At 54.9% G+C, this 15,472-nt stretch carries 15 protein-coding genes and 3 tRNA genes; 15 read left to right on the forward strand and 3 right to left on the reverse strand.

The window, feature by feature from the left end; all coding sequences use genetic code 11:
• The first annotated feature begins 13 nt into the window (after positions 1-13).
• From cydX to EBC_RS08295, 12 genes are all read left to right on the forward strand, one after another.
• Positions 14-124 carry a cytochrome bd-I oxidase subunit CydX gene (gene cydX / locus EBC_RS24800; protein ID WP_065762065.1) on the forward strand — a complete coding sequence of 37 codons (111 nt, stop codon included), beginning with the start codon at positions 14-16 and terminating at the stop codon, positions 122-124.
• A complete protein-coding gene (gene ybgE, locus EBC_RS08245; protein WP_013201330.1) occupies positions 124-417 on the forward strand; it encodes a cyd operon protein YbgE in 294 nt (97 codons plus the stop codon). The genes cydX and ybgE overlap by 1 nt, the downstream gene beginning before the upstream one ends.
• A gap of 213 nt (positions 418-630) precedes the next feature.
• Complete coding sequence (ybgC, locus tag EBC_RS08250) at positions 631-1,035, forward strand: tol-pal system-associated acyl-CoA thioesterase (protein WP_013201331.1); 405 nt, start codon at positions 631-633, stop codon at positions 1,033-1,035.
• 5 nt (positions 1,036-1,040) lie between these two features.
• Positions 1,041-1,718 (forward strand): Tol-Pal system protein TolQ, encoded by a 678-nt coding sequence (gene tolQ / locus EBC_RS08255; RefSeq protein ID WP_013201332.1) that lies wholly within the window; start codon positions 1,041-1,043, stop codon positions 1,716-1,718.
• Positions 1,719-1,732: 14 nt separating this feature from the next.
• Positions 1,733-2,164, forward strand: coding sequence for a colicin uptake protein TolR (gene tolR / locus EBC_RS08260; RefSeq protein WP_013201333.1), 432 nt, complete (start codon positions 1,733-1,735; stop codon positions 2,162-2,164).
• 29 nt (positions 2,165-2,193) lie between these two features.
• Positions 2,194-3,465: a cell envelope integrity protein TolA gene (tolA, locus tag EBC_RS08265; RefSeq protein ID WP_013201334.1), complete on the forward strand. Its 1,272-nt coding sequence runs from the start codon at positions 2,194-2,196 to the stop codon at positions 3,463-3,465.
• Positions 3,466-3,586: 121 nt separating this feature from the next.
• Complete coding sequence (gene tolB / locus EBC_RS08270) at positions 3,587-4,879, forward strand: Tol-Pal system beta propeller repeat protein TolB (RefSeq protein WP_013201335.1); 1,293 nt, start codon at positions 3,587-3,589, stop codon at positions 4,877-4,879.
• Between the two features lie 44 nt (positions 4,880-4,923).
• A complete protein-coding gene (gene pal / locus EBC_RS08275; protein ID WP_013201336.1) occupies positions 4,924-5,442 on the forward strand; it encodes a peptidoglycan-associated lipoprotein Pal in 519 nt (172 codons plus the stop codon).
• A 9-nt stretch (positions 5,443-5,451) separates the two neighbouring features.
• The gene (cpoB, locus tag EBC_RS08280; protein ID WP_013201337.1) at positions 5,452-6,270 is read left to right on the forward strand and encodes a cell division protein CpoB; all 819 of its coding nucleotides are present in this window, start codon (positions 5,452-5,454) and stop codon (positions 6,268-6,270) included.
• 164 nt (positions 6,271-6,434) lie between these two features.
• Positions 6,435-6,510 (forward strand) — tRNA-Lys (locus EBC_RS08285).
• A gap of 42 nt (positions 6,511-6,552) precedes the next feature.
• Positions 6,553-6,628 (forward strand) — tRNA-Lys (locus tag EBC_RS08290).
• Positions 6,629-6,688: 60 nt separating this feature from the next.
• Positions 6,689-6,764, forward strand: a tRNA-Lys gene (locus tag EBC_RS08295).
• Between the two features lie 597 nt (positions 6,765-7,361).
• Here EBC_RS08295 and EBC_RS08300 read toward each other — a convergent pair.
• Entirely contained in the window at positions 7,362-8,822 is a 1,461-nt protein-coding gene (locus tag EBC_RS08300; protein WP_013201338.1) for a DNA-3-methyladenine glycosylase 2, read from the reverse strand.
• Positions 8,823-9,000: 178 nt separating this feature from the next.
• On the opposite strand from EBC_RS08300, the gene EBC_RS08305 reads away from it, so the two are divergent.
• From EBC_RS08305 to pnuC, 3 genes are all read left to right on the forward strand, one after another.
• Positions 9,001-9,510 carry a methylated-DNA--[protein]-cysteine S-methyltransferase gene (locus EBC_RS08305; protein WP_013201339.1) on the forward strand — a complete coding sequence of 170 codons (510 nt, stop codon included), beginning with the start codon at positions 9,001-9,003 and terminating at the stop codon, positions 9,508-9,510.
• A gap of 155 nt (positions 9,511-9,665) precedes the next feature.
• The gene (gene nadA / locus EBC_RS08310; RefSeq protein WP_013201340.1) at positions 9,666-10,709 is read left to right on the forward strand and encodes a quinolinate synthase NadA; all 1,044 of its coding nucleotides are present in this window, start codon (positions 9,666-9,668) and stop codon (positions 10,707-10,709) included.
• Positions 10,710-10,743: 34 nt separating this feature from the next.
• Entirely contained in the window at positions 10,744-11,463 is a 720-nt protein-coding gene (pnuC, locus tag EBC_RS08315; protein ID WP_013201341.1) for a nicotinamide riboside transporter PnuC, read from the forward strand.
• On the opposite strand, the gene zitB is transcribed toward pnuC, so the two are convergent.
• Positions 11,460-12,389 carry a CDF family zinc transporter ZitB gene (gene zitB, locus EBC_RS08320; protein WP_041691948.1) on the reverse strand — a complete coding sequence of 310 codons (930 nt, stop codon included), beginning with the start codon at positions 12,387-12,389 and terminating at the stop codon, positions 11,460-11,462. The two genes, pnuC and zitB, sit on opposite strands and share 4 nt — an antisense overlap.
• Positions 12,370-15,465, reverse strand: a complete 3,096-nt coding sequence (locus EBC_RS08325) for an ATP-binding protein (protein ID WP_231853707.1) — start codon at positions 15,463-15,465, stop codon at positions 12,370-12,372. Before EBC_RS08325 ends, zitB begins: the two co-directional genes overlap by 20 nt.
• Between the last annotated feature and the right edge of the window lie 7 nt (positions 15,466-15,472).

The following is a 15,472-nucleotide window of genomic DNA, read 5'->3' on the forward strand; positions in this document are numbered from 1 at the left end:
GAGGAGCTGAACAATGTGGTATTTTGCCTGGATCCTCGGCACCTTGCTGGCCTGCGCGTTCGGCATTATTACAGCGCTGGCAATTGAGCATATCGAAGACAGTGAAGTGAAAGAGAAACGCTGATGGGGCAGGGGATAACACGCCTCTATCAGTGGATGGATAAGAGCCCGTTACGGGCTCTTTCATTGCTGATGGCCTTGCTGCTGGCAGGCTGTATGTTCTGGGATCCGAAACGGTTCGCGGCGAACAGCAGCTCACTGGAAATCTGGCAGGGATTATTAATGATGTGGGCGGTGTGCACCGGGGTGATCCATGGGGTTGGTTTCCGGCCTCGTCGACTGCGCTGGCAGGCATTTTTCTCGCCTCTTCCTGCCTGGATCGTCCTTATTTTTGGCCTGGCCTTCTTCTTTTCCTAAGCTTACTCAGGCGAAGTCTCACTTCGCCTGCCTTCCCTGACCGCCAAAACCGCCTTTTTCCTCAGATTACGTCAAGAAACGTCCAGGATTTGTCCGTATTTCCTCTGGCTTGTTTCCAAACAATAATTATTTTCTTTCCCCTCTGGCAACCCATTCCAAAGGCGTATGCTCTTGCGTATAGTAGCAGCGTTTAAAGCATTACCGGGATGTAGAGTGAGTACAACGCTGTTTCGATGGCCGGTTCGTGTCTACTACGAAGACACCGATGCCGGTGGTGTGGTTTACCATGCCAGCTATGTCGCGTTTTATGAACGGGCACGAACTGAGATGTTGCGCCAGCACCATTTCAACCAACAGGCTTTGCTGGAACAGCAGGTCGCGTTTGTCGTGCGTCGGATTACGGTCGATTACCTTGCGGCTGCCCGCCTTGACGATCTTCTCGAGGTGCAGTGTGAAGTGGTAAGTATGACCAGAACGACCATGACTTTCGCACAACGTATTGTGAATGCAGAAGGACGGACGCTGAACGAAGCGGAAGTGCTGATCGCCTGCATCAATCCACATCTAATGAAGCCCATTGCGCTTCCCAAGTCTATTGTCGCGGAGTTCAAGCAGTGACTGACATGAACATTCTTGATTTGTTCCTGAAGGCGAGCCTTCTGGTCAAACTTATCATGTTGATTTTGATTGGTTTTTCTATCGCCTCATGGGCAATCATTATTCAACGCACGCGCATCCTGAATGCCGCCGGGCGTGATGCTGATGCATTCGAAGACAAGTTCTGGTCGGGGATCGAACTGTCTCGCCTGTATCAGGAAAGCCAGGCCCGTCGTGACGAGCTCGGGGGCTCTGAACAAATTTTCTATTCGGGCTTTAAAGAGTTTGCCCGACTGCACCGTGCCAATAACCATGCGCCAGAAGCGGTGGTTGAAGGCGCAACGCGTGCGATGCGCATCTCGCTGAACCGTGAAATGGAAGCGCTGGAAAACCACATTCCCTTCCTGGGAACCGTGGGCTCCATCAGTCCTTATATCGGTCTGTTCGGTACCGTCTGGGGCATCATGCATGCCTTTATCGCGCTGGGCGCGGTGAAGCAGGCCACCTTGCAGATGGTTGCGCCGGGTATTGCAGAAGCGCTGATCGCCACGGCTATCGGTCTGTTTGCGGCGATCCCCGCTGTTATGGCTTACAACCGCCTTAATCAGCGCGTGAATAAGCTGGAACAGAATTACGATAACTTTATGGAAGAGTTCACGGCTATTCTGCATCGTCAGGCGTTCTCCAGCGAGAACACCAAGTAAGAGCTGAGGTTAGCATGGCCAGAACTCGTGGTCGCGGCGGTCGCCGTGAGATGAAGTCCGAGATCAACATTGTTCCACTGCTGGACGTTTTGCTGGTGCTGCTGCTGATTTTCATGGCAACCGCACCGATCATTACCCAGAGCGTGGAAGTGGATCTGCCGGATGCGACAGATTCAAAAACTGTTTCCAGTGACGATAATCCGCCAGTGATCGTAGAAGTGGCGGGCGTGGGACAGTACAGCCTGGTGGTCGATCACGATCGGATGGAGCAGCTGCCACCTGAGCAGGTAGTCGCTGAAGCTCAGCGCCGTATTGAGGCGAATCCGAAGACGGTATTCCTGATCGGTGGGGCAAAAGATGTGCCTTACGACGAGATCATTAAGGCGCTCAACTTGCTGCATCAGGCAGGCGTTAAGTCTGTCGGATTAATGACGCAGCCGATTTAATTCATTCGAACCGTTTTTGGGAATCGAGAGTGTCGAAGGCAACCGAGCAAAACGATAAGTTAAAACGAGCGATTATCTTTTCAGTCATCCTGCATGTGCTTGTCATTGCGGTACTGATCTGGAGCTCTTTTGACGAACACATCGACGCGAGCAGCGGCGGTGGCGGTGGTGATATCGATGCCGTCATGGTCGATCCTGGTGCGATCGTTGATCAGTATAATCGGCAGCAGAATCAGCAAAGCGACAGTAAGCGGGCTGACAATCAGCGTAAGAAGCAGGCGCAACAGCAGGCTGAAGAGCTGCAACAGAAGCAGGCCGCTGAGCAACAGCGTTTGAAAGAGCTGGAAAAAGAGCGTCTGCAAGCCCAGCAGGATGCGAAGCAGCAAGCGGCTGCGCAGGCTGCCGAGCAGAAGCAGGCTCAGGACGCGGCGAAGCAGGCACAGGAAGAGCAAAAGCAGGCTGAAATGGCCGCCGCTAAAGCGAAGTCCGATGCCAAAGCGCAGGCTGATGCTCAGGCTAAATCGGCCGCTGAAGCACAGAAAAAAGCGGAAGCAGAGGCCAAACAGGCAGCTGCCGATGCACAGAAAAAAGCCGAAGCCGAAGCCAAAAAAGTGGCAGCCGAAGCTAAAAAGCAGGCTGACGCTGAGGCCAAAGAAGCTGCCGCTGAAGCCGCCAAGGTAAAAGCGGCCGCCGATGCGAAGGCGAAAGCCACCGCAGACGCGAAAGCCAAAGCGGCGGAAGAGGCTAAAGAAGCGAAAGCTGCTGCCGCGAAAGAAGCCGCAGAAGCGAAAGAGAAAGCCGCTGAAGAGGCGAAAGCCAAAGCAGAGGCTTCTGCAAAAGCGAAAGCAGACGCCGCGGCGAAAGCCAAAGCCGCTGCCGACGCCAAGAAAAAAGCCGCCGCTGATGCCGCAAAAGACACCAGCGATGTGGACGATTTACTGGGAGGACTCAGCTCTGGCAAGAACGCGCCGAAGCAGGGTAAATCCGGTGGCGCTGCCGCAGGGCAGGGTAATCAGAAAAAAGCGGGCGCATCAGGGGCTGCAATTGATAGTTATATAGGCCAGGTTCAGGCGGCTATCCAGAGTAAGTTCTATGATTCGGACACGTTCAAAGGCAGGACGTGTGATATTCACATCAAGATCATGTCCGATGGCACCTTAGTTTCCGCCACTGCGGCTGGAGGCGATGCTGCACTGTGTCAGGCGGCAATTAATGCTGCCCGCATGGCAAGAATGCCTAAACCGCCGAGTGCGGAAGTTTATCAGGCAGTTAAAGATGCAACGTTAGAATTCAAGCCATAAGAATTCGGTAACATCCGGCAAGTTGAACTATGGTCAACTTGCCGTACTCTATAGATGCATTATTGGTTCGTTTGAACACTGCTAATTATCGTGGACGTTGCGTTCAGGTAAGGGAGAAAAGATGAAGCAGGCATTTCGTGTAGCAATGAGTTTTTTACTGCTGTTTGTCGCTGTAGCGCATGCAGAAGTTCGCATTGAAATTACCCAGGGTGTGAACACCGCGCGTCCAATTGGCGTGGTCCCATTCAAATGGGCCGGCCCGGGTGCCGCACCTGAAGATATCGGTGGCATCGTTGCCGCTGATTTACGCAACAGTGGTAAATTCAACCCGTTAGATCGTTCACGTCTGCCTCAGCAGCCAACCACAGCAGCTGAAGTTCAGCCTGCTGCCTGGACCGCGCTGGGTATCGATGCCGTGGTTGTCGGTCAGGTTCAGCCTGGCGCCGACGGCAGCTACCTGGTTTCTTACCAGCTGGTGGATACCTCGGGTAATCCGGGTGCCATTCTGGCTCAGAACCAGTATAAGGTGACCAAACAGTGGTTACGTTATGCGGCGCATACTGCCAGTGATGAAGCCTTTGAGAAGCTGACCGGCATTAAAGGGGCTTTCCGCACCCGTATTGCGTATGTCGTGCAGACCAACGGCGGTCAGTTCCCGTATGAACTGCGCGTCTCTGACTACGACGGTTACAACCAGAACACCGTGCACCGTTCACCACAGCCGCTGATGTCTCCGGCCTGGTCTAAAGACGGCAGCAAGCTGGCTTACGTGACCTTCGAAAGCGGTAAATCAGCCCTGGTCGTGCAGACTCTGGCGAACGGCGCGATCAAACAGGTTGCTTCCTTCCCGCGTCACAACGGTGCACCGGCCTTCTCCCCAGACGGGACGAAGTTAGCCTTTGCGCTGTCCAAGACCGGTAGCCTGAATCTGTACGTGATGGACCTGGCGTCAGGCCAGATCAATCAGCTGACAGACGGTCGTTATAACAGTACTGAACCCACCTGGTTCCCGGACAGCCAGAGCCTGGCTTACACTTCGGATCAGGCAGGTCGTCCACAAATTTATAAAATCAGTGCAAGTGGCGGTACCGCACAGCGTCTGACCTGGGAAGGCGGACAGAATCAGGATGCGGACGTGAGCTCTGATGGTAAATCACTGGTGATGATTAGCACCAACGGCGGTGCTCAACACGTCGCCAGACAAGATCTGGAAACGGGAGCCGTTCAACAATTAACGGACACGTTCCTGGATGAAACGCCAAGCCTCGCACCAAATGGCACCATGGTAATCTACAGCTCTACTCAGGGTATGGGATCCGTATTGCAGTTGGTTTCGACTGATGGGCGTTTCAAAGCGCGTCTTCCGGCAACTGATGGACAGGTAAAATTCCCTGCCTGGTCGCCGTATCTGTGATGCATATGTAAATATGTATGGCTAACAATAATAGGATTGTAGAAATGCAACTGAACAAAGTGCTGAAAGGCTTAATGCTGGCACTGCCAGTAATCGCAGTGGCTGCTTGTAGCTCACACAAAAACAATAACAACGACCAGACCAATGGTATGGGCGATGGCGCTAACGCTAATAGCGGCATGAACAGCGGCAACATGTCATCTGATGAGCAGGCTCGCCTGCAGATGCAGGAACTGCAGAAAAACAACATCGTTTACTTCGGCCTGGACAAGTATGACATCCAGTCTGAGTTCGCACAGATGCTGGATGCTCACGCTAACTTCCTGCGTAGCAACCCATCTTACAAAGTGACTGTTGAAGGTCATGCGGATGAGCGCGGTACACCAGAGTACAACATCGCCCTGGGCGAACGTCGTGCTACTGCTGTTAAAATGTACCTGCAGGGTAAAGGTGTTTCTGCTGACCAGATCTCTATCGTTTCTTACGGTAAAGAGAAGCCAGCTGTACTGGGTCATGACGAATCAGCGTATGCTAAAAACCGTCGTGCCGTACTGGTATACTAAGAGAATCACATGATTAGTAACTTCAGACTTCACGTGTTGGGTCTGTCGTTACTGGTTGGCGTAGCGGCCCCCTGGGCCGCTAATGCCCAGGCGTCAATCAGTAACGTTGGCTCAGGCTCGGTCGAAGACCGTGTCACAACTCTTGAGCGTATCTCCAATGCTCAGGCGCAACTTCTTCAGCAACTTCAGCAACAGCTCTCCGACTCACAGCGCGATGTCGACTCACTCCGTGGTCAGATTCAAGAAAATCAGTACCAAATGAATCAGATGACTGAGCGTCAGAAAAGCATGTACCAGCAGATTGATACGCTAAGCAATGGCGGTGGTAATGCCAACGCACAGGCTCAGGGTGCTTCTGGTGATGCCGCCGCTGCTGCCGGTGGTGCTGCAGCCGATAATGCCGCAAACGGCAACAGCGCAGCGTCAGGGGCCTCTGCGGCACCTGTACAAAGCGGGGATGCCAACACTGATTACAACGCTGCGGTCGCGCTGGTTCTTGAAAAGAAACAGAACGAACAGGCAATCAGTGCATTTCAGGCTTTTGTGAAGAAATATCCGGATTCCACTTATCAGCCCAATGCCAATTACTGGTTGGGACAGTTGAATTACAACAAAGGCAAGAAAGACGACGCGGCGTATTATTTCGCTACTGTGGTCAAAAACTACCCGAAATCACCAAAGAGTCCTGATGCGTTGTATAAGGTTGGGGTGATCATGCAGGAGAAGGGCGACACGGCGAAAGCCAAAGCCGTTTACCAGCAAGTGTCCAAACTTTATCCAAACAGTGATGCAGCGAAAAATGCCGCAAAACGGGCAGCTGCGCTCTAAGTGACCAGCTTTGACCGGATATTGCCGTATTTCTGGTCTTTGCGGACGAAAGGTAGTCAGTTGAACAAGTTATCTGAAAATAGTGGTTGCGCTGAATCGGTAAATCAGTAATATATGCCGCCGTTGCAGGGACATATGTGAAAACGTTCTGGCAGCGCAAAAGTGGGTCGTTAGCTCAGTTGGTAGAGCAGTTGACTTTTAATCAATTGGTCGCAGGTTCGAATCCTGCACGACCCACCACTTTAAAGCAGTATGCAGTACAAAGCAGTAACCGCTCGATGCGGGTCGTTAGCTCAGTTGGTAGAGCAGTTGACTTTTAATCAATTGGTCGCAGGTTCGAATCCTGCACGACCCACCATTAAGCCTTAATAGCGCAAGTGTTTAAGCAGGCATCGAAGTGAAGTGTTACCGCGAAAGCGGGTCGTTAGCTCAGTTGGTAGAGCAGTTGACTTTTAATCAATTGGTCGCAGGTTCGAATCCTGCACGACCCACCAGTGTTAAGAAGGCGCCCTAAAGGCGCCTTTTTGCTATCTGCGATTCGTGTAGGATTTGAACCTGCATCCTGCATGACTCACCAATGTTAAGAAGGCGCCCTAAAGGCGCCTTTTTGCTTTCTGCGATTTATAAAATGTTGGTTGAAGGGCTGGTTGCCTGCGTGGCCCGGTATCCCGGTCAGGGAGAGAAGGTTGAACGCAAAGTCGCCGTGAACCCATCCCTGGGGGCTCAGCGGCGACATCCCTGTCGCCGATGCTTTGCTTATCAACCTTCTCTCCCTTCCCCTAAGCTTCAGTATCGAATGGTTAATTGTGGACACACAGGTCAAAGCCCTATTCGATGCTTGCCTTTCAAACGAGCTTCCACCGAGCCTCATCAACGCGATCGCACTTCACTCAGCCTTTGACCTGTGTATCCACCAACCTACCCATCGACACCAATTCTATGAGGTGGCGGCATAGAGTGCCTTAGCCGAGTGTCTGCGGCAGGGATGCCGCAGCCAAGCCTCCAGGGATGGATTTACGGCGTCTCGGATAAGGCACTCTATGCTGACGCCATACCCCCGAAACCGGTTTTGACCTGAATCCCTTTAGCCCTTAAACCTTCCCCGGCGCAAGATTCTTCCAGATATGCATCACGGCATAACTTCGCCACGGGCGCCAGGCTTGAGATAATCGCTCGGCTTCCTTCGCCGTTACGCTACCCAGATTCTTTCTGACCACCACATCTCCGGCAGGGAATGCGTCAGGCCAACGCAGCGCCCGCATCGCAATATAATGCGCGGTCCACTCTCCTATGCCCGGCTGAGCCACCAATGATGCGATTGCGCGATCCGGATCGGTGCCTGCATCCAACCTCAGCTCACCCCGATCGTAGGCTTGTGCAATGGCTATCAGCGTCCGTGAACGCGCGCTGACGATGCCAAGGCTCGCCACCTCATCCAACGTCGCCACTGCTATCCTCGCGGCCTGTGGTGACAGCTGAGTGAGCTCAGGGAAGGGCGTCTTGATCGCCTCGCCAAAGGCCTCTGCAAAACGACCACCAATCGTGGTGGCAGCTTTCAAGGTGATCTGCTGACCGAGAATGGCCCTGACCACCATTTCAAAACCATCAAATGCGCCAGGTACCCGCAATCCCGCATCTTTCGTCAGACTGTCCCGCAACAGCGGATCCTGCTCAAGATGGGCGGCAATCAGATCGGGATGGGCATCGAGATCAAAAAGATTCTTCAACCGACGCAACAGCGCAGGTAACACCGGCGTCAGCGAATGGGTAAACTCGACCTGTAATCCGTGCTTCTTGTCAGACTGTGTGACACGAACCCATCCGGTATGCTCGCCCAGACGCACGGTACGCGCATAACTTTGATTATCCACACTCTCCACGCCTTTAATGGCACGAAGCCGCAGAAAAGCTAACAGGGCGGTCCAGTTGAATGGCGGACGATAGCTCAACAACAGCGTCGAGGTCTCACTGCTGATAAAATGACCCGTTTCGCTGGCTTCTTTGCGTAACCGGCTCGGCGGCATTCGATACTGACGGCTGAACACCTCGTTGAAGCGACGCAAACTGGCAAATCCACTGGCATATGCCACCTCAGTGACTGGCAGCGTGGTTTCGGTCAATAGCTGCTTTGCCAGCAGCAAACGACGGGTCTGCCTGAGCTCGAGCGGCGAAACGCCCAACTCTTTTTGCACAATGCGCCGCAACTGACGTGAACTGAGCGAAAACTGCGCCGCAATCTCTTCCAGACTGTCGATATCCTCAACCAATCCTTCTTCAATCCGCTGGATCAGTAAATCGGCAATCCGGTGACTGCTGTCTACCGGCGCATTCCCCGGCGCCAGTTCCGGACGACAGCGCAGGCAAGGGCGAAAGGCGGCCTTTTCTGCCGCTTCAGCACTGTCAAAAAACAGACAATTCACCTCATGCGGCGGCTTAACCGGACATACAGGCCGACAATAAATGCCGGTAGACGTCACGCCGACGTAAAACACCCCATCAAAACGCACATCCCGGGAGGTCAGTGCCCGGTAAGCAACCTGTTTATCAATCATCATCATTCCCGACTCGCTGGCTTTTATGCCAGGTTAAGGGCAATTTGTTGCCCACGCTAGCCGTTTTCGGACAGCTAACGTATTTCAACCTGATGTCCGAAAACGGCTAGCGTAGCGTTTCTTCTCACGGATAATAGACGTAATCTCAGCAAAACATCGTGATACAGGAAGAAGACTGATGAGCTATTTCTGCAAAGTAATGCCTTCACCCGTGGGCGCCCTGACGCTGATTGCCAGCGATCTCGGCCTGACGGCGATCCTCTGGCAGGATGACAACCCAAATCGCGTGCGCTTACCGGATATGCAAGAAAATCCGACGCATCCGGTGCTGGTGGAAACCGAGCGTCAGCTGAATGAGTATTTTGCCGGGACGCGCACCACCTTCACCATGACGCTGGATTTTGTCGGTACCGAATTTCAGAAAAAAGTCTGGCAGGCGCTGGTGGCCATTCCGTTTGGGGAAACGCGCAGCTATGCCGATATCGCCCGCGACATTGGCAACCCGAAGGCGGTCAGAGCGGTCGGCGCGGCCAACGGTAAAAATCCAATCTCGATTATTGCTCCCTGTCATCGGGTGATTGGATCGAATGGCAAACTGACCGGATTTGCCGGCGGTCTGGAGGTGAAAGCCTTCCTGCTGAAGATTGAAACGGCGAAGCAGGGCGAGGCAGAATTCACCCTGAAGTGATCGGGCTCACATCCTGAGATCTCAGCGAAAAACTGAGCGACACCGGCGACTATTTCGGCTATCGTGTTTAGCATATAAAACAAACCGACCGCAGGTCGGCGCGGAAAGGCCAATTTCCGCTAATTTGGTTAAGTTAAAGAAACGAGAGCCGCGATATGAGCCTGATGTTCGATCCTGAAACCGCTGTGTATCCCTTCCCGCCGAAACCTGCCCGCCTTACCCAGGATGAAAAGCAGATTTACCGGGAGAAAATCAAACGGTTACTTAAAGAGCGCAATGCAGTGATGGTTGCCCATTACTATACCGATCCGGAAATTCAGGCGCTGGCAGAAGAGACCGGCGGTTGCGTCGCCGATTCGCTGGAAATGGCCCGCTTTGGCAGCCAGCACTCCGCCAGCACCTTGCTGGTGGCTGGCGTACGGTTTATGGGCGAGACGGCCAAAATCCTCAGCCCGGAAAAAACCATCCTGATGCCAACCCTTCAGGCGGAATGTTCCCTCGATCTCGGCTGCCCGATCGACGAATTCAACCGCTTCTGCGACCAGCATCCCGACCGCACCGTGGTGGTGTATGCCAACACCTCCGCAGCAGTCAAGGCTCGCGCTGACTGGGTGGTCACCTCAAGCATTGCCGTAGAACTGATTGAACATCTTGATAGCCTGGGTGAGAAAATCATCTGGGCACCGGATCGTCACCTTGGCCAGTACGTTACCCGCCAAACCGGGGCCGATATCCTGTGCTGGCAGGGCGCATGTATTGTCCATGACGAGTTCAAAACTCAGGCGTTGCAACGCATGAAGGCACTTTATCCGGACGCGGCGGTGCTGGTTCACCCGGAATCTCCGCAGGCGATTGTGGATCTGGCGGATGCGGTCGGCTCGACCAGCCAGCTGATCCAGGCAGCCAAAACCCTGCCTAACCCACAGATGATTGTGGCGACCGATCGCGGCATCTTTTATAAAATGCAGCAGGCTTGCCCGGACAAAGAACTGCTGGAAGCGCCAACAGCGGGCGAGGGCGCAACCTGCCGCACCTGTGCACACTGTCCGTGGATGGCGATGAATGGCCTGAAGGCGATTGCCGATGGCCTGGAACATGGCGGCAGCCAGCATGAAATTCATGTCGATGCGGCGCTACGTGAAGGCGCGTTGATCTCGTTGAACCGTATGCTAACCTTTGCAGCAAGTTTAAAAGGCTAATCGTTGCTTTTCTGCTGAGGACACAGGTGCCAATATGGATTTTTTTAGCACGCATAATATTCTGGTTCACATCCCCCTTGGGACCGGTGGTTACGATCTTTCGTGGATTGAAGCCATTGGTACCGTGGCGGGCCTGCTTTGTATCTGGCTCGCCAGTCTTGAGAAAATCAGTAACTACGCCTTTGGCCTGATTAACGTCACGCTGTTTGCGGTCATTTTCTTCCAGATCCAACTCTACGCCAGCCTGCTGTTGCAGCTGTTCTTCTTTGTCGCCAACATCTACGGCTGGTATGCATGGAGCAGGCAAACCACGGATAACCAGCAGGCGCTGCAAATCCGCTGGATGACCTTGCCGAAAGCCATTGGCTGGCTGCTGGTGTGCGTGGTAGCGATTGGCCTGATGACGCTGTACATCAACCCGGTCTTTGCCTGGCTGACGAAAATTGCGGTGACGGTAATGCAGGGCGTGGGCCTGTCGGTCGCCATGCCGGAATTGCAGCCCGATGCGTTCCCGTTCTGGGACTCCTGCCTGATGGTGTTGTCGATTGTGGCGATGATCCTGATGACGCGGAAATACGTCGAGAACTGGCTGCTGTGGGTGATTATTAACGTGATTAGCGTGATGATCTTCGCGCGCCAGGGCGTCTACGCCATGTCGCTGGAATATGCCATCCTGACGCTGATTGCCCTGAACGGTTGCTGGCTGTGGATTAAAAGCGCCCGCGAACAGGGTTCACGCGCGCTTTCGTCTTAGTGATGATGGTGGGCATGCTCATGCCCACCATTTCCCCAACTCAGTTCACAGTCACCATCATCACAACTCTGATATTCCATCTGCACCGTCGCATGTTCAATCTGATAATGGTCATGCAGCCAGTCGTGGATGCGGTGCAGTAACGCATCGTGGTCATAAGGCGGAATGACGTGAACGTGCAGCGTCATCACCGGCTTCTCACCTACCTGCCACAAATGAATATGATGCACATTGCGGATCTCCGGGATGCCTTGCGTCAGCGCCCGCTTCAATTTGTCGACATCCAGTGAAGGAGGCGCGCCTTCCAGCAACTCGTGAATACTCTCTTTCATCAGCGCCCAGGCACTGCGTAACACCAGCACCGAAACCAGAATCGACAGGATCGGGTCAATCGGCGTCCAGCCGGTATAAATGATGATTAATGCTGCGGCGATGGCGCCGACGGAACCCAGCAAATCCCCCAACACATGCAGCGCCGCGGCGCGCACGTTGAGGTTCATTTCCTCACTGCCACGATGCAACAGCCAGAAAGAGAGCAGATTCGCCAGCAGTCCCGCCACGGCAACGGTCAGCATAAAACCGCCCGCCACAGGTTCCGGATGACGGAAACGAACGATCGCTTCCCAGACAATCAACGCGGTGATCACCACTAACGCGATGGCGTTGACGAAAGCCGCCAGGGTGGTCAGACGAAGCAGGCCAAAGGTGTGGCGAGCATTGGGTTTGCGTTGGGCAAACTGTACCGCGAGCAGGGCCATCAGCAGAGCGGCCGCATCGGTAAGCATATGCCCGGCATCCGCCAACAGCGCCAGCGAGCCAGAGAGTATGCCGCCGGCCACTTCAGCCACCATAAAGACGGCGGTAACGAGAAAGGCTGCCAGCAGGCGGGTACGGTTTCCCGTGCCTTCAGAATGGGTGTGCGCCATAAGATTCCAGTTCAGTGAGTAAACTTTCTGTTAATGATATCAATAAATTCAGTTCGGTAGCAGGCTGTTGCTGTGCCCGGCACTGCCCGATAATGTGCTGGCAGCGATTTTCACCCTCGGCATAGCCTAGCATTTGCCAGCTTCCCTTCAGACGATGGGCGGCTTTTTCGGCCTTTTCCCAATCTTGTTCCTTCAGCGCGGTGACCAGCCTGGTGCTGTCTTCTCGTAGGGTCTGCTGCAGCGTTTTCTGCAATTTGCTGAAAAAGGCGTGGTCATGACCGGCCAGATCCCACAGTCGCTGGTGCAGATCGGCAAAAACGACCTCGGTGCCCGCGGTCAGCAGCGGCTCAATTTCGTTCAGGGTTACAGGTTTCAGCAACACCTTATCGGTCAGCGCCGCCACCTGTGGGCTGGCCAGGATATCGGCATCGGCCGAACACATCACAATGCGGCAGCGTCGGGCGGTGTGACGCTCACCACGACGGATGATTTTCGCCAGCGTCACGCCATCCGGATGCGGCATGCTGTAGTCAATAAACAGCAGGTCATACACGCCGCCCGCGGCGAGAAAAGCCCGGCCATCAGGATAGCAGTCGGCTTCAATGCCAAACCAGGCCAGCTGCTGCTGCATCACCAGCAGATTGGTGGGATGATCGTCGACCACCGCAACGCGCTGCACGTTTGGCGTTCCACCCGGCGAGCGCACGGGTGCCGGTTCATTCATGGCAGCATCGCTGGTGACGATCTGCAAAGGCAGAAACACCGTCAGCGTGGTCCCTTGATGCGGCGTGGATGCCAGCAGGATCTCTCCGCCCATCCTGGCGACGATCTCTTTGCAAATCGACAGGCCAAGACCGCTACCCTGCACGGAAAGCTGGCGGCCCGATGGCGTCTGATACCAGGGCTCGAAGAGCCTGATCTGCTCCTCTGGCGGAATGCCGCTGCCGCTGTCGATCACCTGTAAACGCAGGCGATCGTTTTCCGTCGCCAGGGTGACGCGAATCTCACCCTGGCGGGTAAATTTGATCGCATTGCTGATCAGGTTATTAGCAATCTGCTGCAGCCGTTGCCCATCAATCATGATCAGCGCAGGTAACGGCGGGAGGGTTTCGACGCGGAACAGCGGCCCGTTATTTCGCATCAACGGGTGATAAAAATCTGCCAGTCGGCTGAGCCATTTGGCCGGATCGAGCGGCTGCGGCACCAGAGTAAAACTGTTGCTCTCCAGCTTGGCGTGATCCTGCAGATCGTTTAGCAAGGTCAGCAGCGTGGAGGCGCTGCTGTGGATCACGTTGAGGTTTTTGCTGGCAGGCGTGCGGGACACTTCCACTTCCAGCAGGCCCAGAATCGCCTGCATCGGCGTGCGCAGCTCGTGGCTGACGGTGGCCAGAAACTGGCTTTTCATCTGATTGGCCCGCTCGGCCTCTTCGCGCTCCAGCTCCAGCTGGCGGCGCTGCAGCCGTTCGCGGCGCTGTTCCAGATAACGTCGAATCAACAGCACCAGTAAAAAGACAATGGCAAATAACGCGGCGATCAGCACAAATAACGAGATCGGCCGCATGCTGTTTTCAGCGCCTTCTGAAAGCACCGAGCTGTTGTTGCTCCAGGTCTCTCTCATCCGTTGCTGCGTATCGGCGGGGATTTGCTGCAGGCTGGTGTTGAGCAGGGTTCTTAACAGCGGGAACGCCGGGCTGACGCCCAATGTGATGGGCCAGGCGGTGTCGCTGGCGGCAAAGGCCAGGCGTAATGCGTCGCTATAGCGGGACTGAATCAGCCAGCGGGCCGAAATGACATTGTCTACCAGCGCATCGATCTGTCCATTAGCCAGCGCGTCATACAGCGTTTTGCTGTCCTCAAACGGCACGACAGTGATGCCTGCGGGTATCAGCCCGCGCGCGATATCACCGCGACGGATGCCGACTTTCAGGCCCTGAAGCTGCTGCCAGCCGGTCGCCGGGCGCGACATCTGCCCAACGTAGACGCCCCAAAGCGCACGCCAGATTGGCAGCGTATTGCTGCGCATCGCATCGTCGCCGGTCAGGGGCAGCGTCAACTGAATCATCGCCCGTCCCTGATCGACCAGCGCCTGCGCCTGTTGCGCATTGCTCACCCACCAGGGCTGAAAACGCAGCCCGGTGTTCTGACCGATAATATTCAGCAGCTCGACGCTGTAGCCACTCGGTTGACCGTTGGCCGCCCGGTAACTCCAGGGATAGTCATCGCCGATCGCCGCATAGGTCACAACCGGATGTTGCGTGATCCAGCTGCGCTCCATCGGGGTTAAGTGGGCAGTATTGGTGTCCTGATAACGCGGTAACTGGCTGCTCCAGCGGCCCTGAATGCCGTTAATCACCTCCATCGGGAGCTGACGGATAGCCATGTCCAGCCGTTCGGTTAACGCCGGCTGGGTGGTAATGGCCTGCAGACGCAGTTCACCCGGATCGAGTGGCGAGGCCAGTTGATAAATTTGCCCCTGTTGCAGCTGATTGAGCAAAAACCCGGCGCTGGTCTCATCGGCGACCACATAATCACTTTTATTATTCAGCAAGGCATACAGCGCCTGCAGATCGTTATCCACCACCTGCCAGTGATGCTGGCGGGCAAATGCCGGATCGATCAGCGCGAGGGCCGATTTGCTGATGGTGATTAGGGCATCGGTAGAGTTGAACATCACCGGCCGCAGATTTTCGCGGCTGCGGTAAATGCGCAGGGGGCTGGTAAACCAGGGCTGGGTGGCGCTCATTCCCTTTTCCAGCGTTTGCTGAGGTACGCCAAAAGCGATATCCAGCTTGCCGTGTAGCAGAGCCTGCTGCAAGGCCTGCCAGTCCGGGTAATCCGCAACCTGAAACTTCAGGCCGGTGGTTTGCGTCAGTGCCACCAGATAGTCAGCATTGATGCCATAGAGATCCTGGCCAACCACCATATTCCACGGCGTGCTGTTATCGCGCAGGATGCCCACGCGTAATGGCTTATCCTGCCACTTCGACGACTGATCCAGCGGCATCATCTCCTGCGGCATCAACACGCTGCTGATCGGCCGCAACGCGGCGGCAACCGGCAGGCACAGCAACAGCATAACAGCC

It is taken from the genome of Erwinia billingiae Eb661 (genome assembly GCF_000196615.1).
GTDB classification, from domain to species: domain Bacteria; phylum Pseudomonadota; class Gammaproteobacteria; order Enterobacterales; family Enterobacteriaceae; genus Erwinia; species Erwinia billingiae.